Origin of the sequence: Aeromonas sanarellii (genome assembly GCF_000820085.1) — a bacterium.
GTDB lineage: Bacteria > Pseudomonadota > Gammaproteobacteria > Enterobacterales > Aeromonadaceae > Aeromonas > Aeromonas sanarellii.
Genome location: NZ_CDBN01000035.1, coordinates 24,844 through 50,052, shown reverse-complemented (window position 1 = coordinate 50,052; position 25,209 = coordinate 24,844). Strand labels below are relative to the sequence as shown.

Sequence of the window (25,209 nt, the reverse complement as noted above, 5' to 3'; positions counted from 1 at the left end):
AGGTTGTCTATGTTACTCGTTGATTCCCATTGCCACCTCGATCGCCTGAGCTATGGCAGCAAGCAGACCGACATGGCCGATGTGCTGGCCAAGGCGGCAAAACAGGATGTGGGATATTTTCTCTGCGTGAGCGTGACCCAGGCGCAGTTTCCGACCATGCTGGCCGCCATCGCGCCCTATCCCCAGGTGTTTGCCTCCTGCGGGGTGCATCCCCTCAATCAGGATCCCGGCGTGGATGGTGAACTGCTGCTGACCCAGGCTGCGGATGAGAGAGTGGTGGCCATTGGTGAAACCGGGCTCGACTACTTCTATTCGCCGGAGAACAAGGAGGTGCAGCAGGCCTCCTTCCGGGAACATATCCGGGTGGCGCGGGCGCTGAACAAGCCCCTCATCATCCACACCCGGGATGCCCAAGAGGATACCCTGCAGATCATGCGGGAGGAGGGGGCCAGCCAGGTGGGCGGCGTGTTGCACTGCTTCACCGAGTCCCTCGAGATGGCACAGGCCGCGATGGAAATGGGGTTCTATATCTCCATTTCAGGGATAGCCACCTTCAAGAATGCCGCAGCCTTGCAGGAGGTGGTCAAGGCGTTGCCCCTGGAGCGCCTGCTGGTCGAGACGGATTCCCCTTACCTTGCCCCCGTTCCCCACAGGGGGAGGGAAAATGAACCGGCTTTCGTTCGGGACGTTGCCCAGTTTATCGCCGACCTGCGCCAGATCCCGCTCGCCGAGCTGGCCGAGGCCACCAGCCGCAATTTCTTCGAATTATTCAAGCTGGCGAAGAAATAATCATAAACAGCCCCGAATATCGGGGCTGTTTATTTCAAATCATTACGGCAACCCCCTCAATAATATCAATAGGCCATGTCGTTATCTCTCACAAATACTCTCCGATGGGATAGCTACCTGAATAACAATATACCCGGTATCAAATTTGTCGATGAAATGAGAGGAGGTTGGAAGCTGCTTAAATACATACCTCTATAAGTATCGATAATATTCATTATCGATACTTGATGGATCCGCAAGATCCTGTAAGATCCTCCTCAACTTCACATTAAATCATAGAGTTAAGTGACCCACTCCACCTTCCCAAGTCCGGCACAGCACTCGCTGCAGGCCGTATTCGACTCACAGCTCAATAGCCGGGCCAGACGTTTTTTACGCAGTGCCAAAGCCGGCTCCACCCTCAATGCCTACCAGGCGGATACCCGTATCTTTGTCTTTTGGTGCCAGTTGCACGGACTGGATCCCTTGCAGAGCACTCACCACGACATCATGAACTTTCTCGCGGATCAGGCGGACGGCATCCTGGCGGACTGGGTATGGTTGGACAAGGAAGAGGGGAAGGGGGAGCTTCGCAACGGGGAGCCTCGCAAACCAGCCACTCTGGTACGACGGCTTGCCGGTATTCGCTATGCCTTCAAGCAGAAGGGCATCCATCCCATGCCGACCGAGCATGCGGAGATCAAGGAGATGATGCGCGGCATAGTGCGTCTCGGTGACAACCGCAAACGCAAGACGGGGGCGCTGACCCTGACACCGCTCGCCTGCGTGCTGGACGAGATAGATACCAACAGCCTGGCGGGGCTTCGGGATTACACCCTGTTGCTCCTGATGTTCAGCGGCGCCTTGCGCCGCTCGGAGGCGGCCAGGATCGAGGTGGATGACCTGCAGTTCGTGGGGCAGGGGATACGGCTTCGCCTCAAGCCGAGCAAGCATCAGCTCCATGAGTCCGAGATCGCCCTCATCCCGGGCCAGCACTACTGCCCGGTGTCGGCGCTGCAGTGCTGGCTGAAGAAGAGCCGGATAGAGGCGGGCCCCCTGTTTCGCCGGATGAACCGCTGGGGACAACTCACGGCCGATCCCCTGGGACCACAGGGGATCAACCTTATGATCAAGCGTCGTACCGGCCAGGCCATCGACGACCTCCATGTCAGCGGCCACAGCCTGCGCCGAGGTTTCATCACCTCGGCGGTGACGGCGGGCAAGCCCATGAACAAGATCATCGAGGTGACTCGCCACAAGGACATGCGCACCCTGCAGGAGTACTTCGACGACGCACACAAGTTCTCCGATCACGCCCTCGCGGGCCTGCTCTGAAAAACCGCGTCACTTTGTTTCTTATGTTAAATGGCATCTAGTTGATTTGATGATATATTTGCCGCACTTCTCCGCATACCTATCCGCAGGGGAGGATTTGCCTCCCGATGCTCTCCGTACAGGAAGGCGTGAGAGATAACGTGTCGAGTTTATCCAATTCAGCAAGGACATATGAGCCAGGAAATCAAAAGCGCCGGGGCACAAGACAATGCCGAACGGCAGCGCCAGCATGTGAAGCGCAAGCAGGAGACCCATAGCCGGCTGCAATGCTGGATAAGCAATCGTCACGCCGAACGGTTGCAGGAGCTGGGTCTCCATCTGGAGGACAGCCAGGCTTCCCTCATCGAGCAGGCGATCGATCTGCTCTACCAGCACGAACTGGTCACCCGGGTGCGCGCCGAGCATTCGCCGGTGGAGGCCCTGGAGTAGGACAGAGACGGAGCATAAAAAAAGCCAGGTACGAATTCCTTGTACCTGGCATAGGGGAATTGGCTCCTTGCAGAGCCGTGCGCTAACTGGTATGCGGATAGCCTTAAGCTTAGACAAGGCTAGGGGCATTTCAAGAACCGGGTAAAAGTTCAACCAGAGTGTGGGTTTTTCAGACTCGAACAGGCGCCATTTTCACTCCTGGGTGCCGGCCTCACTCATTGAACAGGTTGTTGTCCCGTACCAGCTCACGGGGTAGGGCATTCTTGATGCGGCTCCCCACCCATTTCCCCATGCCGAGCGGGTGCCCCTGATAGCGGACGATCACCTCGCCGCTCCCCGCATCCTGCTCGGGCCAGACATCCCGGCCCATCATGAACTCCCGCGCATTGGCGGCATCGAGCTCGACGCATCCCCGTGTGGCCAGCGTGCCGTAGGCCAGCGCCCATTCATGGGTCAGTCGATACCCTTTCTTGAAGGTTTCCGCCAACTTGATGCCGATGCGATCGAAGCGCAGCTTGCCCTGTACCTGCTCGAAGGCGCGGGGGAAGAGCCAGATCTCATCGTTGCGCCCAAACAGCCGGCCACTGGGGGCGATGCCGAAGCTCGCCGCTATCTCCCGCAGCATGGGGTCGGCCTCTTTTTCAGGCAGAGGAGAGAAGGGGAACTTGCCGAGCTTGCCCGGCTTGAACATGGTGTTGGGCACCGAGTGGTGCTTGCGCAGCCTAGCGACGAAGAAGCCCTCGCTGTCGAAGATCTGGGGCCAGACGTGCAGGAATCCCTCCGGGGTACAGGCCTTCTCTGCATCGGGGAAGAGGTCGGCCAGGGAGTCAACGCTCAGGGCATCGCCGAACTTCTCCTGCAGCGACTGACAGACGGCCTGATTCTCCTGCAGGCTCAGGGTACAGGTGGAGTAGACCAGCACGCCGCCGGGTTTGAGGGCGTGGAAGGCGCTCTCCAGCAGACCCCGCTGCACCGCCGCTATCTCCTCGATGCTCTCGAGGCTCCAGTTGCGCAGGGCGTCTTCATCCTTGCGCACCGTCCCCTCGCCGGAGCAGGGGGCGTCGAGCAGAATGGCGTCGAAGGTTTCCGGCAGCCACTGGCCAAAGACCTTGGCATCGAAATGGGTCATGCCGACATTGGTCACGCCACAGCGCTGGATGTTGGCGCTCAGCACCTTGAGCCGGCTGCTGGAAAACTCATTGGCAACCAGCATGCCTTGGTTGTCCATCAGGGCCGCCACCTGGGTGGTCTTTGAGCCGGGCGCCGCCGCCGCATCCAGCAGCATGCCATCGCGCTTCACCCGCTCGCTGGCAAAGAGCGCCGTCACCGGCAGCATGGAGCTCGCTTCCTGGATGTAGAAGAGGCCGCACAGGTGCTCGGCGGTGTTGCCAAGGGGCACGCTCTCATCGCTGCGCGTCAGCCAGAAGCCGGTCTCGCACCAGGGCACGGGATCCAGCTGCCAGCCCAATGGCGCCATCCGTGTCATGAAGTCGGGTACCGAGATCTTGAGGGTGTTGACCCGGATGCTGCGCCGCAGCGGTCGCCGACAACTTGCCACGAACGCATCCATGGATAGATGGGCCGGCATGATGTCTGCGATATGACGCAGGAAGTGTTCGGGAAGGTAGGTATTGTCGTGCACGGCGCAATCTCGCTGACCCAAAAGAGGGGCGACATAGTACCACAGGGGGCGGAATATTCTGAATGGACGATGGGTAAAACGAACAAGCCCGGCACTGGGCCGGGCTTGTGTCAAAAGATCAGCGGCCCATCAGGGCTGGATGCGGGGGCTCCACGCCAGCCACTCCTGCTCCGCCTTGCCATAGAGCGGGTAGTGGTGGCCGGCCTTGACGGTGGCGCCCATCTCCCGCTCCGGGGTGTTGAAGGCGATGCCGCCGGCCAGCAGGCTCTGCACTGTCTCCACCTCTATGGTGCCGCCGGTCAGGCCGATGTCGGCCTTGACCCCGGAGACGTTCCAGAAGCGGCTGTTGGCGCGCACCAGGTGGGCGTACTCCCCGTCGACATTCACGTCGATCAGCACCTCGCTGCCATCCCGGGCCAGGGTCACGCCGGTGACGCTGCCCACCACCATCTTGCGAAACAGCAGGGGGCTGCCGACGCCGATGCCATCGACGGAGGGGCTCTTGAGGGTCAGCGCCAGGCCGACGGGGCCGCTCTGGTGCAGGGGGAAGCGCTCCTTGCCCGCCCCCTGACCGGGGCTCGCCTCCACGAAGGCGCCCTTGATCAGGGTGTCGAGATGGGCGACCCCGCCGAGCCCGACCTTGGCCTGCACCAGGGTATAGCGCGCCCCGGACTGCAGGAAACGGGCGGCATATTGCTGATCCAGCTCGGCCTTGAAACGAACCTGTCCGAGGGAGGGATCCAGTTCGACCTGCTCCACCTTGCCGATGTCCACCCCCCGATAGCGGATGGGGCTGCCCACCCCGAGACCCGGGTTGTGATCGGCGGTCAGGGTGAGAGTGCGCACCTGGGTACCGGCCTGTTCCTTGCTGTCAAAGAGCTGATGGCTGCTGCGACCGGTGCCGAGCCTGTCGAACTCGATGGCGCCGCGCAGCAGGGTGGCGAGGTTCCCCATCTTGACCTGTACCCCGTCGAGCCGGATCTTGCCGTCGATGGCGGCCTTCTTCCAGAACTGGGGCTGCTGCTTGAGCAGGGGCGCATAGACGGCATCGATCTCCAGGGTGATCGCCACGCCGCTGCCCTCGGCCTTCAGCGTCTTGACCTTGCCCGCCTCCAGCCCCAGGTAGAGGACGGGGGAGCCAACGCCTATTCCATCGGCCTGCTCGGCGCGCAGCACCCAGCGTTCTGGCTTGGCATGGCGGCTGCCCAGCAGGGCCAGCTCCTGGCTGGGGTAGAGGCGATCGATGCGCTCGCCCTCCGGTGCCTGCACCAGCTTGATCCCGCCCCCCAGCCAGGCACTCGCTGGGCTGGTTTCCACCTTGACGCCGCTCAGATCCGCCTCGACCTGCAAGGGGGAGGCGCGATAGAAGCGAGCCCGCTGCAGCAGGTGGCGGTACCGCTCGTTCACCAGCAGATCGACGCTGGCATTGCCGCCGGCGTCCAGGGTCAGCGCCCCCAGCTGGCCTATCTGCAGGCCCTTGAACCAGAGCGGCGCCCCCTCGGTCAATCCCGCGAGGTCATCCGCCTGCAGGGTCAGCGGGATGCCGCCGCGCTGGGCCTGGCTCTCCAGCGCCATGGTGCTGACCCGCTCGCCCGCCGCATAGTCGAGGCGGATGGCGGGCCCGGCCAGCAGGCGATCCGCATGCTTGAGCCCGGACGGGGAGAGGGAGACAGTCTCCCAGACGAGGCGGCTCTTGCCGGTCATCCGAAACGCCTGCTCGGGGTTGATCAGCGCCGTGACGACCCGGCCCTGCTCGGTGAGTCGAATGGGGTCGACCCGACCAATCTCTATCCCTTCATAGAGAATGGGCATGCCCTCCTTGATGGGCAGATCGCCCGCCTGGATGGTGATGCGCTCGCCCCTGGCCGCCTCGGCCAGCCCCTTGTAGAGCACGAAGTTGAGCCCCTTCTCGGCTACGGGAGAAGCCTTGGGAGAATCGAAGGCGATGCCGCCGCTCAGGATGGAGGTGAGGCTGCCGGCCTCCACGCTGACGCCCGCCAGACTGAAGGAACCCTTGATGCCGCTGATGTTCCAGAAGCGGCTGTCCACCTTGACGAGATGCTCGAAGCGCGGCTCTATCACCAGATCCAGGATCACGTGCTGGTTCTCTTCCCCGAGGCGGGTGTTGATGACGCTGCCCACCTCCAGGCCCCGGAAGTAGATCTTGGCTCCGATGCCGACCGACCCCAGCGAGTCGGCCGTCAGGTGCAGGGTGCGCCCCTGGGCCTGATAGCCGGGGGGAGGGCCGTCCAGGGCGTCGAATTCATCTTCCAGCGGGTTGTTCTCCCGCCCGGGCTGCAGGTTGATGTAGTTGCCGGACACCAGGGTATCCAGGCCAGAGATCTCGGTGAGCGACGCCTTGGGGCTCACCAGCCAGAAGTCGGACCCCTTGCGAATGAGTGGGCGGGCGCGGCTGTCGACCTTGGCCAGCACGGCGATCTTGCGACCATCCTGCGCCAGCTCCAGCTCCTGGACCACGCCGATGGCCACCCCCTGATAGCGCAGCTGGGTCTTGCCCGGCAAGATGCCGTTGCCCTGGGCAAAGTTGATGCGGATCAGCTGGCCACTGCTCGCCCACTGCTGATAGATGAAGCCTCCCGCCAGCAAGAGGGCGATGAAGGGCAACAGCCAGACCGGGGATAACCAGCGATGTTTCTTAATGACGGGTTCAGCCCCGATCATACCGACTCCTTACATTGGCCGTGATGGCACGGCACATCCGAGACAAAAGAGATTAACGGGCCGCCTTGTCCCACAACAGGCGGGTATCGAGCATCCGGGCCGACATCATGGTGAGCACCACCACCCCGGCGAAGGCCGTCGCCCCAGGGCCTGCACGCACGTTGAGCAGCACGCCGCGATCCACCAGGGCCACCATCAGGGAGATGACGAACAGATCCAGCATGGACCAGCGCCCGATGAAATCGATGATGCGGTACATGATGAGCTGGCGCTTGCGCCGCACCGGCTTGCTGCGCTGCAACTGCCAGCAGATCCAGCCAAGGCCCAGGATCTTGCCGATGGGTACTATGATGCTCGCGGTCAGCACTATGGTGGCAATGCCGGACATCTTGCTGCGATAGAGCGCCATGATACCGCTGAAAATGGTATCGGACTGCAATAATCCCTTGTTGTAGAAGTGGGTGATGGGCAGCAGGTTGGCCGGCAGCAGCATGAAGGTGGCCAGCGCCAGCAGGCCCCACGACCAGGCAAGCGAATGGGGGATGCGCATCTGCAAGGAGGTGTGGCAGCGCGGGCAGTTCATGGCGCTCTGGTAACGCACCAGCAAGCCGCAGGTATGGCAGCGGCAAAGCCCCAGTTCACGGGCGCTGGTCGGGTGCATGTTCCGGCTCCAGAGAGGCTGGTTGCAGCGGTATCCGCTCCCAGTAGGGGGCGGGATCGAACAGGATCAAGAGCGTCATGTTGAGCAGCATCAGGCAGCCGAGGCTCAGCAGACCGCCTCCCAGACGCACGTCGGCGATGTCGATCAGTTTGAACAGGGCGACCAGCAGGCTGACGATGTAGACCTCCAGCATGGCCCAGTGCCGGAATACCTCGACCGACTTCAGCGTTAGCGCCAGCAGGTGCCAGCGCTTGGCCAGACCGGAGGCGAGGGCAAAAATTCCGAGCAACAGCCCCGTCGGCGCCAGCACGGCGCACCAGAGCACCAGACTCGCCACCCAGACTTCGCTCTCTGCAAACAGCATGAGTATGCCCTTGACCAGGTTGGCATCGGAGTTGACCCCGGCCAGACGCAGATAGATCAGGGGCTCAAAAAAGGCGGAGGGCAACAACAGGAAACCCGTGATGGTGAGCGCCATCAACTGGGAAGGGCGAAAGGCATAGCGCCCGTAGAGGTGCTGGTGACAGCGGGGGCAATGGGCGTGACGGCGCAGCGGCAGCAACTTGCGTTCGATCAGCAAGTCACAGGCCGGACAGACGATCACGGAGTGCGGATCCGACATACGATTCAACCTGTTGAAGGAATTGATAAAATTTACCCTAAAACACCTTCGCTGTCTTGCCGTACCACCGACTTGTCGCCAAGAAAGGCCTTCAGCCTGCGCAAAAGGCTGAATAACGGGCGACAGGCGAGGGGGAGTGTCAACGCAACTCGCTCAGCGTCACTGGGCTGGGTTGCGCGTCCTCCATATCCTGATTTGCAATACTGTATATCCATACATATACTCATGTGCACTATAAGAGGAGGACGCCGCTATGGCCGTTGAAATCAAGTATGTTGTGGTCCGTGGGGGAGTGGAGAAGATGACCTTTGCCAGCAAGAAAGAGGCCGATGCCTATGACAAGCTGCTGGATACCGCCGACGAACTGATGACGCTGCTGGCAGGTGCCCCCATCGCGCTGGCACCAGAGCAGCAGGAGAGCCTGGCCTTTTACCTGGCCGAGCAGCGGGATCAGCTGCAGAACGTGCTGCGCGGAGGCAAAGGGCAGGGAAGTGTCCCCAGGGAAGAGAAGGCGGATGCCGAGCCGCCGAAGGGCAAGGCCCTCAAGAGCGTGGCCTGACACGAACGAACGGGCAGGGGGCTGCGAGAAAACGGCGGCCCTCTGGATATGCACTTAAAAAGCAATTAAAGTCATTTTAAATGGTATTTACCCCGAGAATTTTCCAACCAAGCTGCATATTCATTGAATAATCCTGGTATTCGTCATGATGGGGGCCACACCGGGATCTCCAGGTCATCGACCTCAAGACAACCGGCAGGCCCTGATGCCGATAACCCCATTTATCGGCATCAGGGTTCAGTGGCGCCCACCCAGACTCATTCAAACGACACCACAAGTACCACCATGACAAATCCCTCACTGCCACCCGCCATGCCGCTGTTCGATGGCGTCAATCATCTGGAGGCCGGCAACCCTCAGGTCAACCAGTACCTGGCCACCCTGAGCCTTGGCACTGTCCCCGATGCGGGCCTCGTCTACGAGCTGGCCGTCGACTGGCTGCTGGAGCAGCGCCATAGCGAAAACAATTACAAGACCTACCGCAGCGAGCTGACCACCTTCCTGCACTGGTGCTTCTGCGAGGTGGCCATCAGCCCGAAAGACCTCACCAGGCGCATCATGATGCGCTATCTCGACTATTGTCAGGCACCGCCGTCCGAGCTTATTGCCTATCGCAACGTCGCCCAGTTCGTATTCGACAAGGAGTGGGGGGAGAGGTTGCCCAATCCCCAGTGGCGTCCGTTTCTGGGCAAACGTGAGCTCGGCCGGGAACTGCCGTATCGTCTGAGCGAACAGGCGATGAAAACCAAGCTCGCCATCCTGTCCGCCTTCTTCCAGTATCTCATTCAGGAGGAGTACATGGACCGCAATCCGGCGCTCCTGCTGCAACGGGTGAAGCGACCGGACAGCCAGGATACGGGCGAAGAGGCCCAATCCTTCACCGAACTGCAGTGGTCCTATGTGATGCAGGCCGCCGAACGGCTGGCAACCGAATGTCCGGCTCAGCATGAGCGCAGCCGGTTTCTCATCTGCCTGATGTACGCCTGTTATCTGCGGATCTCCGAGGTGGCGGCCAGACCCGGCTTCAGTCCCGTCATGAGCCAGTTTCGCCGCGACAGCAAGACCGGGGTCTGGGGCTATGACATACCCCGCAGCAAAGGCGGCAAACGCCGCACCGTGGCCGTCTCCCAGGCCTTGCTGGAGGCGCTGGCACGCTATCGCACCTTTCTTGGGCTCTCGCCGCTGCCAACCCCGGGCGAACAGACGCCGCTGTTCGTGCGCCACAAGGCAGCCGCCCATGGCCGGGAGCAAGGCGAGCTCAATGCCAACCTCGGGATCCGCCAACTGCGCGACTTGGTGATGGCGGTCTTCGAGCAGGCCGCAATAATTGCCGAGCAGGATGGCTTTGCCCAGGATGCCGCCGAGATGCGCACCCTGACGCCACATTCCATCCGCCATACCGGCATCACCCACGACATCAATCTGCATGGCCGGCCGCTGTCCCACGTGCAAGCCGACGCCGGACACGACAGCATAGACACCACCTCCAAATATCTGCACACCGGCAACAGCGAACGCCACGAGAGCGCCAGTCGCAAACCGCTGGACAGGCTGATGTAGAGGTCGTGAGCGGTGAGAGATAACAGATGACAAGTCACGAATACCTGTTCATCAAGATCAAGGCGCGACAAAAGTCATACAGAGGTGGCGAACCATCGCCCGCCGGTTTCCCTGAAATCCATTAACCGCGCATAATGCCAGGTTTTGTTAAATGCCCATCTGAAACCTGCCGATAAGCCAGCCCACGCAATTTTGCTGGTTTATCAGGTATTTACTTGGATGGAACGAGAGTTGACCAAAAACTTCATTTTTCGCTGGTTTGAATGCGGCTTATCGGAAGAAGAGACGGCAAATCTATGTTTCGTTTCTGTGAGACAGGTCACATATTGGGATAAGGGTAAAGAGATCCCACCTGTCTATAAACGGCTAATGCGTATGGCATCTGGGCGGGAGCTGCCCACGATCTTCAAAGCCTGGGAGGGGTGGCGGATGGCGAATGACTGCCTGATCTCTCCCAACGGTGTGAGGTTCGACAGAAGAAGGATCGAGGCGCTGGCCGTCATCCATGCAGAGCGATCAGATAAGCAGAAGGAAACCTTCTACTGGAGGAAGAAGCTAGGCATCAACTAGACAGGGGAGGGGGCGCAAGCCCCCTTTTCGTTGTGGACGCCCTGGGAGCCAGGCGGGTAGAATTCCCCCCGTATTACTACACGGGGGGATCCTAAATGGCCATTTTTTATAAATACTATTCACATCTACCACTAGATTTTTTTGACGAACCAACATTAAAAATATCCTCACCAATACACCTAAATGATCCTTTTGAATCTTTGCTACCTGGTGATATTAGTGATTATATTAATAGCATTAGTGAAATTACCGTACCAAATTATACTAAAGATCAAGTTATTGGAGCTCTTAATAATACAATGACTATGAATGGTGTCATCTCATTCAGTGAAACACAAAGAAATTTACTTATGTGGGCCCACTATGCAGATGATCACAAAGGTCTGTGTATAGGTTATGAAACCAATGAAGTATTATTTCATGACACTAAAGAGAGACTAAAACACCACTCAAAATTACAAAAAGTAAAGTACAATAGTGTCAGGCATGACTTATTCGAAGAGATGTGGAATATAAAAGAACCTGATTTGCTACATCACTATATTATCTATAATGTGATGTTAACAAAAGGCGATAGCTGGATTTATGAAAAAGAACACAGATATATAATCCCAACAGGCCAAGCTGACTACATAAAGCTTAAAAAAAGCGATTTAATAAACGACAAAAAACTCAATATAGCTATCACAAAAATGATAGAGTTAAATGTGATAAAAGAATGCCAAAATAACAAAGAGGATGATGAATATTTAAAATATATCCCAGATTATAGTAATAATGGTGCTGGCTCTGGTTATCTAAACGATAACAAACTGGCACCTTATTATTTAAGAGTCAACCCAAAATCAATAAAAAAGATCTACTTCGGCTGTAGAACTCCTGATAAATATATTGAAGAGGTAAAGGAGAGAATATCAAAAAACAGTGGCATTTATGCAAATTTGTATATAAACAAAATGCAACTAGACAATAAAAGGTTTGAACTTTTAATACCTTCTCTGGACTCGGCCATATTGAAATAAAAATGACCTTTGCGCATTTTGTCTTCGACTGGAGGCATATGTAGTCACAGCAAGCGCCCCATAGCCTTCGGCTGGTCGCTCTGACGAGGCATTAAAACGGGTTTAGCAGGGAAGGGGGTTATTGCAGCGGAGGAGCTCAATGTCGTGAATCACCCCAGGGAGGCGGACACTTGAGGGGCATAGGTCCTCGGGACGCAAGCGCCCTCCGGCAAGGCGTTTATCATGGTTCGCGCAGCTCACCATATGCTGATGGGCTGCTGCAGATTATGGGTGCCCAACTCCCTGGAAGTCAGCGGCCATTCTTGAGACGAGTGGCAGCAGCACGAGCGCGGCGTTTAGCACGGCAGTGATGCTGCCACTTAGCCTCCAGCTCCATGAGGTGCCCTCCAAACAGCCAGAGCAGGGGAGGCAGCGAGAACAGCACGACCAGGGCAAAGCAGGCCCAACGGGCTTTGGTGGAATAGTCGGGATTTCTCCCAATCGTGATCAGAATGGCAATATCAATGAAAACCACAACGATACCAAGCACATCAACTCCTTTTAACAGCCTTATTTAACATAAGAAACCGCGTTACGCAGTGACCACTTTTTATACCCGGACACCGATATTGTTATGTCCGGTCATCGACTGGCTCACTAGCGCTATCCCGGCCCGCGAAGAGGGCACCATTGACCCGTTTACGCAGCGCATCCCCGTCAGGGTCGCAGTACACATCCACGGGTTGCCCCTGGTACTGGATCACCGCATGGCAGGCCGTCATCGGCTTCAAGTCCACGAAGAACTGCGGCCACTCCTCGGCATAGATGGCTTGTTCGTCATCGCCTTTGCGCAGGGCAAAGCAATACTCGACGTTGTAGACGTCCCGGCTGTTTTTGGTCAGTACATGGCAGTTGATGATGAGGCGATAGCCCGCAAAGGGCCCTACAGCAAAGACGCCATCAGCAGACGCAGCAGGAGCGCCACCAGGACGTACATCAGCAGTGGGCGAAGCACCCACCGCCCCAGGAGTCGAAGCAGCGGCAGGAGAGGGCGCAGGGGCCTTAGCAGGCGCGTCAATATACTCAGGCTTGATGAAGCCAAAATATAAACAGAGTCCCCAAACCGCCAGAATAAAGAGAACTTTAGGATCTCGTAGTACCGAACTGCCTGCGATTGTATCCGAGACTTTACCGGTTGTAGTCGAGTCATAAAGCTTGAAAACATATTTCGGCACCTTGTTGAATGGCTTGGCTTGCAGCACGTCAGATAAAGAGGTGCCGGAGTTATCGGAAAGGTGAAGCACGGTCTTATAACGGCCACCAATCCCCAATATCGCCATATTGGTATGGCGAATCGCGGTTTCCGCCGCAGCCCGGATTACCTGGTGCACCTTTTTAATGTTCGGAGTCGTTAATACGAAATCCCAGTTGTGGTGACGGTGCATATCAAAGGCCACGTCGATAGTTTCCGGTCGGCCATCTTCCTTGGCCTTATCCGGCCCGCCAGGATAATCGAGTCTATCCAGGTCACTCTGGCGCCAGGCAGGCGGAAATATCCGCTGCACCTCATCGACCAGGAAGAATGCCCCCTTGGGTGCCCAGTGGTAGAACCGAGCCAGATGATCACGCCCCTCCTGGGATTCGGTCTCAACATAGAGCACCTCAAAGCCGTCTGGCACATCCTTACCCAGCACCTCGCGGCAGCGCTCCACCGAGAAGCCCCGCACGTTGGTGATGATGTAGCGACCCGCCTTGATGGCCGGGATCACATCGGTATGAATGGCACCGGAGGACTTATAAGAACCAGGGGCGCCGTGATGGATTTTGATGGACATGGCTCACCACCCGAATATGTTAAGCAGGAAACGGGTAACAAATGCCTGGGTGATGATGGACAGGCCCTTGTCAAAGTGCAGATAGAGCAATATCTCCCGTACCGAATCCGGCAAGTTATTAAAGGACTGCGAAATCAAGTCGCTGAATTGCAGGTTAATCAGGATTTCCCTGGCAACATCCCAGGAGAAGGCCAGCATGAACAGCTTGAACTCGACCCATTCAATCGCCAGTTTCACCGTTATCCAGGCCGTTACCTGGACAGCAAGATTATATATATCGTTGAATAACCCGCTAAACAAATCACCTAGCCACTCCATGATTTACCTCTTTGCCACCATCATTAAGGCGATAAAATAGAAAATAAACATCATGACTGCCGCCAACAGCTCCCAATAAGCGCCCACATCAGGACAAATAGAATACGACTTGCCAGCGAATGAATACATATCAAAACACTTGGGCACCGAAGCCGAACCGGAGAATTGGAATCTAAATATCTCGGCAATTTCATCTTTAATCGCCTTGTATTTATCTTTTAACTCCGTTTTCTTGTCATCATACTGTTTATTGATTTCTCCCAGGTTAAACGCGCAATTATCACCATCCTGGCACAGTGTGGATTCATATTTTGATTCGGCCACGTGTAATGGATTATCCGCTGCACCTGGCATTTTTGAATAGTCTATGCCCGCGTTACCCTCGCCATCGGAACCTTGACCATTTTTCATCATATCTTTAATAGCCGCCAAATCACCGGCCATCTGTCCCTGAAAACCCACCTGCTGCTTTTCAAAATACTCAGTCATGCCCTTCAATTGGGCAACATCAGTAGACATAGACGACAAACCATAACTAATGGAATTTAACGCCCCAGGAGTACCGCCCCACCACCCCATAGCGGTTTGCATCATGCTTTTAATTGCCGCAGCATCACCAGGAAGCGTACCCAAGTCAGAACCACCGCCACCGCCAAGAGAACCAATATTATCAGCAATCTTTTTTAATTGAGCGTTAGCCAAATCAAAATCCGCCTCCATGCGAGACAAATACAGATTGGTCCCTTCTATACGACCTGGGATTTCCTTTATATAAGGCAGCGCCTCATTAAGCTTATCGTTAACACCAGACAACTCGTATTGAGTTTTAAATGCATTACCAGCAATCTGATTAGAATACTCCTTTAAATCAGAAAGCCGTGAATTAACGCCCGTCAACTGCTTACCTAAATTGGTGTTAATCTTTGAAAGGGTATAACCGACTTTCTCATAACCGTAATGATTAAAATACTGCCAACCATCAATATAATCGGTATCACCAGGAAGGCTACCATCCCCACCAGGACTGCCCCCAGTATCTCCACCACCTTCACCACCATTGCCAACAGTACACTCCACTCCATTAGACTCTATAGGCCCCATAGTACCCGTGGCAGGTGTTTCAACACAGACGCCAGGGCATTCAACCTGACACCCGCCCAGGGTAGAAGATTCCCATTTAACGCAATAAGGCATTGCAGTGCCTATCGGCACATTTTGCAAATGGAGCCCAGCCGGACAGCTCGCAAAGGCCCCCAGCGGCACCAGGAACAGAAAATAAAGGACCCTCACACGACCCCCAATAAAAAAGGCGACCGAGGCCGCCTTGTGTCATATCGAAAACGATGATCTGTAGCCTTCCACAAAGAACAGGAACCACAGCGTCCCGATAAGCAAAGACATGCTTAGGCTTTGCGCATCAGGCCGATCAGGATGGTGACGGCGACGACCGAAGCCACGACCATCATCACCTTCGGCGACGTCATGTTCACGTCAGTTTGCGCCTGATCCAGAGCCGCCCCCGCAGCGGCAGCAGCACCACCACCTTCAGCATTCGCCCCCATGGCGACCAGGGAACCCACCAGAGCGATGGAACCATTACGGATATAATTTTGCATACTCGTTTATCCTCTTTTTGCACCTACGATTAATCGGGCAATTGCGCCCACTTTTAAACCCAAAGCCCATATAACGATGCCAGAGCTAAAGGCTATTCCTACAACCGCTATATCGAACTGAAACCAGTTGGATATATCGGTGAGTTTGGTGTGCTCCTGGAAAGTCAGGAGCACGTATTGACATGAATCCCCCTCTGCAAGGCGGGTATATCCCTCAGAGGTAATATCGAGACAAAGCATGATTGCGCCCTCGTCGTCGGTCGCTGCGCGCCCTCGCTCCTCCTCCTCGTTGCGCGCCGATTACAGCGGCTTTTTGGTGGGCTGGAAACCGACGACCACGTTACGGGTCGGATTCTGGGGATCGGCTTCCAGGACAAGATCCACGGCCACCAATTTAGGGCAATCGACCAGCTCTTTGATGGTGGCGGCGTCATTACGCAGGGCCAATTGGCGAACCTCATAACCCCAGGAGGTGATATTGCACTCCGGCTTGTTGACGTTATTTGCCAGTGCCAGGTATTCCACCTGGGCAAAGTCATAAGGCACCGGAGCGCCAGATTTGCGGGAAACACCATAGCCATGGGTCACGCGAGTGACCAGAACACCGGACAGAATAGACATTGTTATTACCTCGTTGAAGAACCTTGGTTAGGTCGAAAATAGGGGCAGCTCATCCAGGTCAGGAGGGAGCGGCATTCTTAATCGCGCCGGAATATCACTTTCTTCCAGGTGCGCAGTTAATTGGTTAACAATCTTCTCAGGGGATAGCCCCTCGATGTTTGCTAACCAATTAACAAGGCGACCCGCCATCCTGGACATATTAAATACGGCGTTGTCCCTGGACGTTTTGAACTTGTTTTTAAAGGTGGTCAGACGCACGGGTTTTATTTCCGCTTGCTGTATCGCCGTCAGCCACTTTTCAAATTGCGGATACATGCCCGCAAAATAGGGGTCAGGGTTTATCAGGACGTCCAGCGGAATAATCCGGTCCTTGTTGTGCAACTCGCCTTCGGCGCGTACCCAGTTCGGATACTCTGCCGACTGCATCTGTTTGCCCTTTTCGTATACCCGAGCGCATTTACCGTTGATGCGGCTGCCCACGTAGAACGAACAGCCCTTGGTCGGCACCATGCCAAAGCGCTTGGCGATGCCCTTGGACACCTCGGAGATCACGAACTCGCCGGATTCAATCTTCATCCAGGACGGGGCGCGGCCCCGCTGGGGATGGAACTCGCCAGCCTCGGCGCCGGCAATGGCACCCTGGTAGGTGATGTGTTCGCCGCTGTAGTCATCCAGGGCGAGATCCACCCGCGTGATGCGCACGCCAGGAATGTGAGAGATAACAGCATGCAAAGCCTGGAAATCCAGGGCGGCACAACCCACGCCGGAAAAACTCACCATACAGCCATGGTTTGCCGCACCCCAACCAATGAGGCCGCAGGGGAGGCCATCACACAGCAGGTCGGCGGAATTGGCGTAGCCATGCAGACCGGAGCGGCGAGGGCGCATGGTAAAGCGCGGCTCGGGGATGGGCACCCCGATACGCTGATTCAGCTCTTCAAGCCACAGCTCGATCTCGTTGCAGCAGAGGGCATCCAGGAACTGAACGCCGTAGCAGTCGATCAAGTCGTTATAGGCTTCCCAATACTTGGCACCCTGGACAACCTCGAACTCGGAGAACTGGAGCAGGGCAGAGCAGACGGCCTTGAGCTCCTGGCGCATGTCAGCCCGGGACTTGTACCCAGAGTGCAGGGCCTGCTCCATCATTTCGGTCATGGACGGCGTGAGCACAGGGGAGGGGGCTTTGACGGCCAAGGGTTTGGGGGCGGCCTTTTCACACAGCCGTTCCGTCACCTTGTCAAAACGGGCGAGGGGAGCGAAGCCCACCGGACGTTTCCACAGGTAGCGCAGACCTTCCACCGCAGGGGCAGCAAACGCCGCCTGGAGCGCCTTGTTGGCCGTGTCGAAGCGCGGGATGGCTTTGAGCAGTGCGCCTTGCTTGGCCAAGTCGGTCATCCGGCGCAGTTCATCCGGTGCCCAGGTAAAGGACAGATAGTCGATCAGGGTGTTGGCGCCGATAACCCTATTTATCGGCATCACGTCGCTGGGCATGGTCATGGCATCACGAAGCACGCCAGAGGTAGAGGTGATCATGAGCGACCCCCGTCAATCAGCATCACGGCGTTATGACCAGTCATCGAAAAACACTCCCTGGTCATAGAAGCCTTGCCAGGTCTCTTCTGTGACCTCGACCAGCTCGAATACGGTGTCGGGGTACGTCATCGACAGATAGACCCGCAGCTCGTGCAGGTCGCGGAACATCTCCACCTGACCCGCGATGCAGGCGGAGTAATCGCCTGTCGGCTCTGGCTGCCAGTAGACCTTGCGCTCGATGAGCGCGGGCAGATCTTCGTTTTGTGGGCTAGAGTGGGTCATGGGTCAGTCAGCAAGTTAATGAAATGACCTGGATTAGATCAGTTAATTAGCGCAATGACAACCGAGGCATTTGGACGAAAAGTGAGTATGATGGGCCGATTGTCTAACCACTCAGGAGACAGAAACATGGACTCTAAAGCGCTGATTCAAGCCTACATGAGGGCCAAAAATTTCAGCCAATACCAGCAAGTAGCTGCCGAGCTTGGTTTTACCAAGTCGCACATCTCCAGCCTGACCACTGGAAAGATGCAACTCACTGATGCCACTGCAAAAAAGATTGCCCAGGAAATCGGCCTGGACGTCAGCGAAGTGCTGATAAGTCTGGCGGCAGTCAGGGCCACGGATCCCGAGCTGAAAAAGGCGTGGTACGAGATCCTGGCGAAGTACTCGAAAGGTGCAGGCACGGCGGTAGCCCTTGCGGTTGCTGTGTTTCTGGCACCCCTGAACGGGCCTAACCTAACCGCGCATAATGTATATTATGTTAAATCGATGATGCTTGTTTCCTGTTCCCCTCAATTGAACTGTGTATAATGCTGACAATTGATCCTATTCCCGACCGGATGTCTTAAGTGGCTGAATTAACATCAGAACAACTAAAACCCGCTTTCACGATTGAGCAGTTTCCCGCGCTCAGCGAACTCGACCCCATCCCTTTTGCCGCCCTGCAGCCCAGAGCCATTTCGGGCATCAAGCGGTTGGCCAGTTTTGACGGTGACTGCCCGGTCATGATCCTCAACGGCTTCCCCGGTGCGGATTATGAGAATGTCTGCCAGACCCTGATCGCCACCTCCAATGGCAAGGATGGCGATCTGTTCGATCTTTGTTACACCGAGAACCTGAACAACCCGTTCAAGCCCATCTGGCTCAGGCTGCAACCGGGCTCCGGTTTCGAGTTCTGCGAGATGGTCGGTGAATTGCTCAAGCTGATGAGCCATCACCTGGATGCCGAGCGCCTCGTCACCCGGATCATCCGCAAGCAGAACAACGACCCCAAGATCGTGGACTTTCTCTCCGATCTTGCCGCCCATGTGGCCCAGGGGCTCGAGTTCCAGCACCCCGTGCTCATCAACCTGCTCATTCATCATGAAGACCAGCAGGCCCCCGTCATCTATGGTCGCGACTTGAACTGGGACACCCTGTTCGGCTCCATCAACTACCAGACGGAACAAGGCTCGGTCTATGCCAACCAGCATTTGCTGGAGCCGGGGTTGCTGCGGGAAGCCAACGGCGGCTACCTCATCCTGCAACTCGACGAGTTGCTGGATCAGCCCCACCTCTGGTTCAAGCTCAAGAACGCCATGCAAAAAGGCGAGCTGGACTGGAATGCCTATCAGGAAGGCAAGACGCTGACGCCTTTCTTCACCCCGGAGGCGACACCGATCCGGTTCAAGCTGATCCTGGTGGGCGATCGACTGGAGGTGGCCGAGTTCCAGATGCTGGACCGAGACATGGCGGAACGCATCTTCCTGCGCGCCGACCTGGTTTCCGAGGTCAATATCGAAGAGGACTTGCCCGAATTTCTGCAATATCTGGCCTGGCTGCGCGAGCGCTGGGAGTTGCTGGATTTCACCCCAAGCGCCCTTCTCGCCCTCTGTCGCCACGCCAGCCGCCTGTGCGATCATCAGGAGTGGCTCTCCATCGAAGAGGTACAGCTCGGCGCCATCATGCGCATGGCCGACAGCCTGGCCCGCGAGCTGGAAGCAGGCAGCGTGACCGATGAGCACATCATGCTCGCCCTGGAGGAGCAGGATTACCGCCTCAACTACCTGGTGGAACAGTCGGATCAGGGGGTCATCGACGGCCAGATCCTGCTGCAGACCGACGGTGAGGAGGTCGGCCAGATCAACGGCCTCTCCGTCATCCAGGTCGCGGGTCACCCCTACGACTTCGGCGAGCCGGTGCGCCTGACCGCCACCGTTCACCTGGGGGACGGGGACGTGGCGGACATCGAGCGCAAGGCGGAACTCGCCGGACACATCCATGCCAAGGCGATGATGATCATCCACGGCTACCTCTCCAACAAGTTCGGTGCCGAGAACCCCTCCCCCCTCTCGGCCAACCTGGTGTTCGAGCAGTCCTACCACGAGATCGATGGCGACAGCGCCTCCCTGACCGGTCTGTGCGCCCTGCTCTCCGCCCTCGCCCGCCAGCCCATTTACCAGCACTTCGCCGTCACCGGTGCGGTCGATCAGTTTGGCAACGTGCAGGCGGTGGGCGGCGTGAACGAGAAGATCGAAGGCTTCTTCCGGGTGTGCAAGATCCACGGTCTCACCGGCAAGCAAGGTATCTTGCTGCCCGGCACCAACGCCCAGCAGCTCAATCTCTCCGACGAGGTGATCGCCGCCGTCGAGGCTGGCCAGTTCCATATCCATCCGGTGGATCACGTGGAAGAGGCCATCGAACTGCTGACCGGTTGCGTCGCGGGTGAACCCGACATGCCGGATACCCTGTTTGGCCGCATTCAGGAGCGGCTGGACGAGCTCAATGGCACGACCGCCAAGAGCGGCCTGCTGCGGCGCCTGCTCGACCGGCTATTCGGCCATTGAATGAAGTGATCGGAGTTGTTTGGCGAACAACTGTACGCTAAATTGGCCCGGCTTTGACCCATATGAAGGATAAACAGCGTGACCCTAGACAACGACACCACTAATCCCCGCCTCTCCCTGTGCGAACAAGGCAAAGAGTCCTTTACCCGTGAAGAGCTGCTTGCCTGCAGCCGTGGCGAATTATTTGGTGAGGGTAACAGCCAGCTGCCCGCCCCCAACATGCTGATGATGGATCGCATCGTCAAGATCAATGACCACGGCGGCGAGCATGGCAAGGGCGAAATCCTGGCCGAGCTCGACATCACCCCGGACCTCTGGTTCTTCGATTGCCACTTCCCCGGTGATCCCGTCATGCCGGGCTGCCTGGGGCTGGATGCAATGTGGCAACTGGTCGGCTTCTTCCTGGGCTGGAAAGGCGGCCCTGGCAAAGGCCGTGCGCTGGGTGTCGGTGAAGTCAAGTTCACCGGTCAGATCCTGCCGACCGCCAAGAAGGTCACCTACAAGATCACCTTCAAGCGCGTCATCAATCGCAAGCTGGTCATGGGCATTGCCGACGGCGTGGTGGAAGTGGACGGTCGTCCCATCTACAGCGCGACCGACCTGAAAGTGGGTCTGTTCAAAGACACCACCGCATTCTGATCTTCCGCTCTGGTTCAGTGCCAGAGGGATAACGTAAAGGGGCCGCCAAGGCCCCTTTCCTATTTGAAATGAGTGATGAAGTATCGGTTACTTCATGAAGAGGCCTGAGCCTCGCCCTTCCATGGCGTCGCGCCAACCACCAAGCCAGTGCCCTCTGGCATCCAGGCATTGATACGGACACGCTTCTTTCTGTTTGCCGACTACGCCAGCCTGATAACCACGAGCGCGAGCTCTCTCCAGACGGTCCCGTTTCTGTCTCTTCATCATCTACGACCCTCTTCGTGGAACAAAAAAAGCGACCAGTTTTTCACCGGTCGCCTTCATCTTTACCCCAGGGGGGAGGCAGGGTCAAACAAAAAATTCCATGCTATTCAGGGGTTGTGACACAAGATACTGAAGCGCATTAATTTTTCATGACACATTTTTATCGCTGGTAACGACGCAGCCAGGCAAAGGGCAAGGCCAGCAGAGTCAACCAGAACAGGCTGCCACCGCCACCTTCACCATCCTGACCGGTCTGGTTGTTGACCGGGGCATTGCTGACCACATAGCTGGCCGGCGTGTTGCCCTGGTAGTCCGCCACCGCCGGCGTCAGCTTGACGGCCACCACGGTCGCATTGGTGCGGTTGTTCAGATCGCTCTCGCTGGCGTAGCGGTAGGCGGTCGCGGCTATGGTGCCATCGCTGCTGATGCCGCTGGCATAGGCGATGTGGTAGTAGTAACCGTTCTGGGCGCACTGCTTGGCACCCGCATCGTTCAGGCCGCAGATCAGGTCGTTCAGATACCAGCTGTTGCTCGGGGCAGCCGCGTTGAGCAGGAAGGCCTCCTGCATGCGGTTGGTGCCGTTGACCACCGGCTGGGTCTGATGACGGGAGTCGCGCCAGCCGACCACCATGTTGTGGTCATTGATGGCCGCCGCCTCGGAGCCGGAGCCGGAGAGCGGCTTGTCCTGCAGGGGAAGAGTGGCCGCCGTGCCGGGCTTGCCCAGATTGAACAGGAACATCTCCACCGGGCGGTTCTGACCCTTGTTGATGCGGTAGCGCTGGTTGCCTATCACGTAGCCGTTGTCGTTGACCGCCACTGCCCAGCTATGTTGCAGCACGCCGTCGTCCTTGCCCGGCTCGCCATCCGGCAGCGGAATGACCTTGGTGGCGCCCACTGTGCCGGCGTTCAGATCCAGAGCCCAGTAGCTGGCCAGGTTGCGGCCATCCAGGTCCCCCGACCCCACCTCGCCGGTGGAGCTGTAACCCACGCCATAGAGGGTGCCATTGTATTCGGCCGCGCCGAGCGCGGAGGCCGTCTGCAGCACCTCATCCCGTCGATGGGCATAGTCGGGTGCCTGCATCAGCTTGTTGAGGCCGCCGGAGCCATTGAGCAGCCAGAAGCTGGCCTGGGTATCGGCACCTGGGCAGTATCGGAAGTCACCGTACTCATCGTCGTTGCCCTCGAAGCACCACTTGTAGAAATCGCCGCCTACCTTGTGGCGATACTTGTCGGTGGCGGCGGTGCCGGTCACCAGATACTGGCCGTTGTCCAGCTTCTTGATGGCGGCCGGTACGCTCACGCCATGGGTGCTGGCCGCATCCTTCAGTGCGACCGGATTGCCGTCATTGACGATGGCAAAGGCGGTGCGCAGCTTGCCATCCATCTTGTAACCCACTCGATCCGCCGGCACCTCCCCCAGCGCGGTCACCAGGCCGTCGGTCTCGCTCTGTTGCACGTAACCCAGGTTGTTGCGCTGATCGACCTTGTCGAGGAAGTCACGGCGCCACTGGTAGGCAAAACCGGCATTGTCATCCCAGAAGGAGTCGCAGACGGAGCTAGACAAGAAGCAGCCCTGCTCGAAACGGAAACGATCGACCAGGAAGTCGGCAGAGCGCACGGTCGAGAAGTACTCGGCCATGTTGTTCTTGGTGTTGATCCCGACGAGGCCGCTGCCATCCGCGCTGATCGCGCTGGCATAGCCTTTGACTTCGTCATCGACGATGGTGAAAAAGGAGCTTTGTGCCGCCTGCGCGTTGAGGCTGGCGCCGACCAGGATGGCCAGCATGGATAATTGCTTTTTCATCTACTTCCTTAGTCTTGATGTTTCAACGCTTCCAACTCCTCCCAGCGGGAGAAGGCGTGTTCCAATGCGGCTTCTGCCGCATTCAATGCATCCAGTCTGGGCTGGGTCTGCTCCGCGGGCAGGGAGAAGAAACCGGGGTGGTTGATCTCGGCCTGCAGGGCATCGAGCTCGGCTTCCAGCTGCTCCAGCCGGGCCGGCAGATTATCCAGCTCCAGTTGCAACTTGTAAGAGAGTTTGCGCGTTTTTTTCGCCGGCTCTGCCGCCTGCGCGACAGGCTCTGCCACCTTGACCGGCGCCGCCTTGGCCGCCAGCAGGGAAGCCTGCTGGGCGCGGGTGGCCATCATGTCGGCATAGCCCCCGACATAATCGCTGATCCGCCCATCCCCTTCAAACAGCCAGCAGCCTGTCACCGTATTGTCGATGAAACGGCGATCGTGGCTGACCAGCAGCAGGGTGCCCGGGTAATCGGTGAGCAGCTCCTCCAGCAATTCCAGCGTTTCGACATCCAGGTCGTTGGTTGGTTCATCGAGAATCAACAAGTTACTGGGTTTGAGGAAGAGCTTGGCCAACAGTAGACGGTTTTTCTCGCCCCCTGACAAGGCCTTCACCGGGGTACGCGCCCGCTTGGGCTCGAACAGGAAGTCCTGCAGGTAGCCGAGGATGTGGCGGGAACGCCCGCGCACCATCACCTCCTGCTTGCCCTCCCCCACGTTGTCCACCACCGTCTTCTCGGGATCGAGCTGCTCGCGGTACTGATCGAAATAGGCCACCTCCAGGTTGGTTCCCTGGCGCACCGACCCGCGGCACGCCTCGAGCTGGCCCAGCAGCAGCTTGATCAGGGTCGACTTGCCGCAGCCATTGGGGCCAACCAGGGCTATCTTGTCCCCGCGCAGCACCTGCAAATCCAGCCCCTGGAACAGGGTGCGATCGCCAAAGTCCAGACCCAGTCCCTCGGTCTCGAACACCAGCTTGCCGGAGCGGCCCGCCTCGTCCAGCTGCAGCTTGGCCTTGCCCTGCAGCTCGCGGCGCTGGGTACGCTCCATGCGCATCGCCTTGAGGGCGCGCACCCGCCCCTCGTTGCGGGTGCGGCGGGCCTTGATCCCCTGACGCACCCACACCTCTTCCTGGGCCAGCTTGCGGTCGAACTCGGCGTTTTTCAGCTCCTCGACCCGCAGCCACTCCTCCTTGCCCTGCAGGTAGTCGTCATAGTTGCCGGGCCAGGAGGTGATCACGCCGCGATCGAGATCGATGATCCGGGTCGCCAGCTTGTGGATGAACTCCCGGTCGTGGGAGATGAAGACGATGGCGCCGCGAAAGTCCTTGAGGAACTCTTCCAGCCAGTTGATGGCATCGATGTCCAGGTGGTTGGTCGGCTCGTCCAGCAGCAGCAGATCCGGATCGCAGGCCAGCGCGCGGGCCAGGGCCACCTTGCGCAGCCAGCCGCCGGAGAGGCTGTCGAGGGTCACATCGGGGTCGAGATCGAGCAAGGTCAGCACCTGGTTGATGCGGGTCTCGAACTGCCAGCCGTTCTGATAGTCAAGCTGCTCCTGCAACTGGCTCATGGTGCGAATGTTGGCATCGGAGGGGTCGCTCGCCAGCGCCATGGAGACATGGTGATACTGCTTGAGCAGCTCCCCCACCCCGGCCAGCCCTTCGGCGGCGTAATCGAACACGGTGAGCTCGCTCGAGGCGGGGGGATCCTGCTCGAGACGGGTCACTTTCAAGTCCTGCTGCAACACCAGGCGACCGTCGTCCAGCGGCAGTTCGCCGGCGATGACCTTCATCAGGGTGGACTTGCCCGCCCCGTTGCGCCCCACCAGGCAGAGGCGTTCGCCCCGCTCTATGGTGAGCTCGGCCTGATCCAGCAGCGGGAAGTCACTGAACGACAGGGAGGCGCCGTGCAATGTCAAAAGAGCCATGTT

At 57.8% G+C, this 25,209-nt stretch carries 25 protein-coding genes; 10 read left to right on the top strand and 15 right to left on the bottom strand.

The features are described from left to right. The first annotated feature begins 9 nt into the window (after positions 1 to 9). The 3 genes from BN1132_RS06975 (at position 10) to BN1132_RS06965 (ending at position 2,532) form a co-directional block, all read left to right on the top strand. On the top strand, positions 10 to 789 hold the full coding sequence (locus BN1132_RS06975; protein ID WP_042076296.1) for a TatD family hydrolase: 780 nt from the start codon (positions 10 to 12) through the stop codon (positions 787 to 789). Between the two features lie 324 nt (positions 790 to 1,113). Then, the gene (locus BN1132_RS06970; protein ID WP_042076329.1) at positions 1,114 to 2,103 is read left to right on the top strand and encodes a site-specific integrase; all 990 of its coding nucleotides are present in this window, start codon (positions 1,114 to 1,116) and stop codon (positions 2,101 to 2,103) included. Positions 2,104 to 2,274: 171 nt separating this feature from the next. Further along, positions 2,275 to 2,532, top strand: a complete 258-nt coding sequence (locus BN1132_RS06965; protein ID WP_042076293.1) for a RepB family protein — start codon at positions 2,275 to 2,277, stop codon at positions 2,530 to 2,532. A 211-nt stretch (positions 2,533 to 2,743) separates the two neighbouring features. Here BN1132_RS06965 and rsmF read toward each other — a convergent pair whose 3' ends face one another. The 4 genes from rsmF to BN1132_RS06945 form a co-directional block, all read right to left on the bottom strand. Beyond that, positions 2,744 to 4,174 (bottom strand): 16S rRNA (cytosine(1407)-C(5))-methyltransferase RsmF, encoded by a 1,431-nt coding sequence (rsmF, locus tag BN1132_RS06960; RefSeq protein WP_042076292.1) that lies wholly within the window; start codon positions 4,172 to 4,174, stop codon positions 2,744 to 2,746. Between the two features lie 129 nt (positions 4,175 to 4,303). After that, positions 4,304 to 6,856: an MlaD family protein gene (locus BN1132_RS06955; RefSeq protein WP_042076291.1), complete on the bottom strand. Its 2,553-nt coding sequence runs from the start codon at positions 6,854 to 6,856 to the stop codon at positions 4,304 to 4,306. Between the two features lie 52 nt (positions 6,857 to 6,908). After that, a complete protein-coding gene (locus BN1132_RS06950) occupies positions 6,909 to 7,517 on the bottom strand; it encodes a paraquat-inducible protein A (protein WP_042076288.1) in 609 nt (202 codons plus the stop codon). Continuing rightward, a complete protein-coding gene (locus BN1132_RS06945; protein WP_042076287.1) occupies positions 7,495 to 8,139 on the bottom strand; it encodes a paraquat-inducible protein A in 645 nt (214 codons plus the stop codon). Before BN1132_RS06945 ends, BN1132_RS06950 begins: the two co-directional genes overlap by 23 nt. Positions 8,140 to 8,392: 253 nt before the next feature. Here BN1132_RS06945 and BN1132_RS06940 point away from each other — a divergent pair, with 253 nt between their 5' ends. From BN1132_RS06940 to BN1132_RS19420, 4 genes are all read left to right on the top strand, one after another. Next, positions 8,393 to 8,698 (top strand): YebG family protein, encoded by a 306-nt coding sequence (locus tag BN1132_RS06940; protein ID WP_042076284.1) that lies wholly within the window; start codon positions 8,393 to 8,395, stop codon positions 8,696 to 8,698. A 285-nt stretch (positions 8,699 to 8,983) separates the two neighbouring features. Continuing rightward, positions 8,984 to 10,258, top strand: coding sequence for a tyrosine-type recombinase/integrase (locus BN1132_RS06935; RefSeq protein WP_042076282.1), 1,275 nt, complete (start codon positions 8,984 to 8,986; stop codon positions 10,256 to 10,258). Positions 10,259 to 10,477: 219 nt separating this feature from the next. Continuing rightward, positions 10,478 to 10,828 (top strand): DUF3653 domain-containing protein, encoded by a 351-nt coding sequence (locus BN1132_RS06930; RefSeq protein WP_042076280.1) that lies wholly within the window; start codon positions 10,478 to 10,480, stop codon positions 10,826 to 10,828. Between the two features lie 95 nt (positions 10,829 to 10,923). Next, entirely contained in the window at positions 10,924 to 11,850 is a 927-nt protein-coding gene (locus BN1132_RS19420) for a DUF2971 domain-containing protein (protein ID WP_084202651.1), read from the top strand. Between the two features lie 289 nt (positions 11,851 to 12,139). Here the strand turns inward: BN1132_RS19420 and BN1132_RS06925 are convergent, their stop codons facing one another. The 8 genes from BN1132_RS06925 to BN1132_RS06890 form a co-directional block, all read right to left on the bottom strand. Next, complete coding sequence (locus tag BN1132_RS06925) at positions 12,140 to 12,379, bottom strand: hypothetical protein (protein WP_042076278.1); 240 nt, start codon at positions 12,377 to 12,379, stop codon at positions 12,140 to 12,142. A gap of 82 nt (positions 12,380 to 12,461) precedes the next feature. After that, the gene (locus BN1132_RS06920; RefSeq protein ID WP_084202650.1) at positions 12,462 to 13,664 is read right to left on the bottom strand and encodes a zonular occludens toxin family protein; all 1,203 of its coding nucleotides are present in this window, start codon (positions 13,662 to 13,664) and stop codon (positions 12,462 to 12,464) included. A gap of 3 nt (positions 13,665 to 13,667) precedes the next feature. Beyond that, the gene (locus BN1132_RS06915) at positions 13,668 to 13,982 is read right to left on the bottom strand and encodes a DUF2523 family protein (protein ID WP_042076275.1); all 315 of its coding nucleotides are present in this window, start codon (positions 13,980 to 13,982) and stop codon (positions 13,668 to 13,670) included. 3 nt (positions 13,983 to 13,985) lie between these two features. Next, positions 13,986 to 15,059: a hypothetical protein gene (locus tag BN1132_RS19925; RefSeq protein WP_157005352.1), complete on the bottom strand. Its 1,074-nt coding sequence runs from the start codon at positions 15,057 to 15,059 to the stop codon at positions 13,986 to 13,988. A gap of 326 nt (positions 15,060 to 15,385) precedes the next feature. Next, positions 15,386 to 15,598: a hypothetical protein gene (locus tag BN1132_RS06905; protein ID WP_042076273.1), complete on the bottom strand. Its 213-nt coding sequence runs from the start codon at positions 15,596 to 15,598 to the stop codon at positions 15,386 to 15,388. 300 nt (positions 15,599 to 15,898) lie between these two features. After that, positions 15,899 to 16,219 (bottom strand): hypothetical protein, encoded by a 321-nt coding sequence (locus BN1132_RS06900; protein ID WP_042076272.1) that lies wholly within the window; start codon positions 16,217 to 16,219, stop codon positions 15,899 to 15,901. A gap of 27 nt (positions 16,220 to 16,246) precedes the next feature. Beyond that, a complete protein-coding gene (locus BN1132_RS06895) occupies positions 16,247 to 17,752 on the bottom strand; it encodes a replication initiation factor domain-containing protein (protein ID WP_244462920.1) in 1,506 nt (501 codons plus the stop codon). A 30-nt stretch (positions 17,753 to 17,782) separates the two neighbouring features. Continuing rightward, entirely contained in the window at positions 17,783 to 18,034 is a 252-nt protein-coding gene (locus tag BN1132_RS06890; RefSeq protein WP_042076267.1) for a hypothetical protein, read from the bottom strand. A gap of 126 nt (positions 18,035 to 18,160) precedes the next feature. Here BN1132_RS06890 and BN1132_RS06885 point away from each other — a divergent pair, with 126 nt between their 5' ends. From BN1132_RS06885 to fabA, 3 genes are all read left to right on the top strand, one after another. Beyond that, complete coding sequence (locus BN1132_RS06885; RefSeq protein WP_042076264.1) at positions 18,161 to 18,565, top strand: helix-turn-helix domain-containing protein; 405 nt, start codon at positions 18,161 to 18,163, stop codon at positions 18,563 to 18,565. A gap of 38 nt (positions 18,566 to 18,603) precedes the next feature. Next, entirely contained in the window at positions 18,604 to 20,580 is a 1,977-nt protein-coding gene (locus BN1132_RS06880) for a Lon protease family protein (protein ID WP_042076261.1), read from the top strand. A gap of 78 nt (positions 20,581 to 20,658) precedes the next feature. Further along, a complete protein-coding gene (fabA, locus tag BN1132_RS06875; protein ID WP_042076258.1) occupies positions 20,659 to 21,219 on the top strand; it encodes a 3-hydroxyacyl-[acyl-carrier-protein] dehydratase FabA in 561 nt (186 codons plus the stop codon). Between the two features lie 87 nt (positions 21,220 to 21,306). On the opposite strand, the gene rmf is transcribed toward fabA, so the two are convergent. From rmf to uup, 3 genes are all read right to left on the bottom strand, one after another. Further along, positions 21,307 to 21,486, bottom strand: coding sequence for a ribosome modulation factor (gene rmf / locus BN1132_RS19415; RefSeq protein ID WP_005315693.1), 180 nt, complete (start codon positions 21,484 to 21,486; stop codon positions 21,307 to 21,309). A 157-nt stretch (positions 21,487 to 21,643) separates the two neighbouring features. After that, a complete protein-coding gene (locus BN1132_RS06870; protein WP_042076256.1) occupies positions 21,644 to 23,287 on the bottom strand; it encodes a DUF3466 family protein in 1,644 nt (547 codons plus the stop codon). An 8-nt stretch (positions 23,288 to 23,295) separates the two neighbouring features. Next, positions 23,296 to 25,206, bottom strand: a complete 1,911-nt coding sequence (gene uup / locus BN1132_RS06865; RefSeq protein WP_042076254.1) for an ATP-binding cassette ATPase Uup — start codon at positions 25,204 to 25,206, stop codon at positions 23,296 to 23,298. Positions 25,207 to 25,209: the final 3 nt, after the last annotated feature.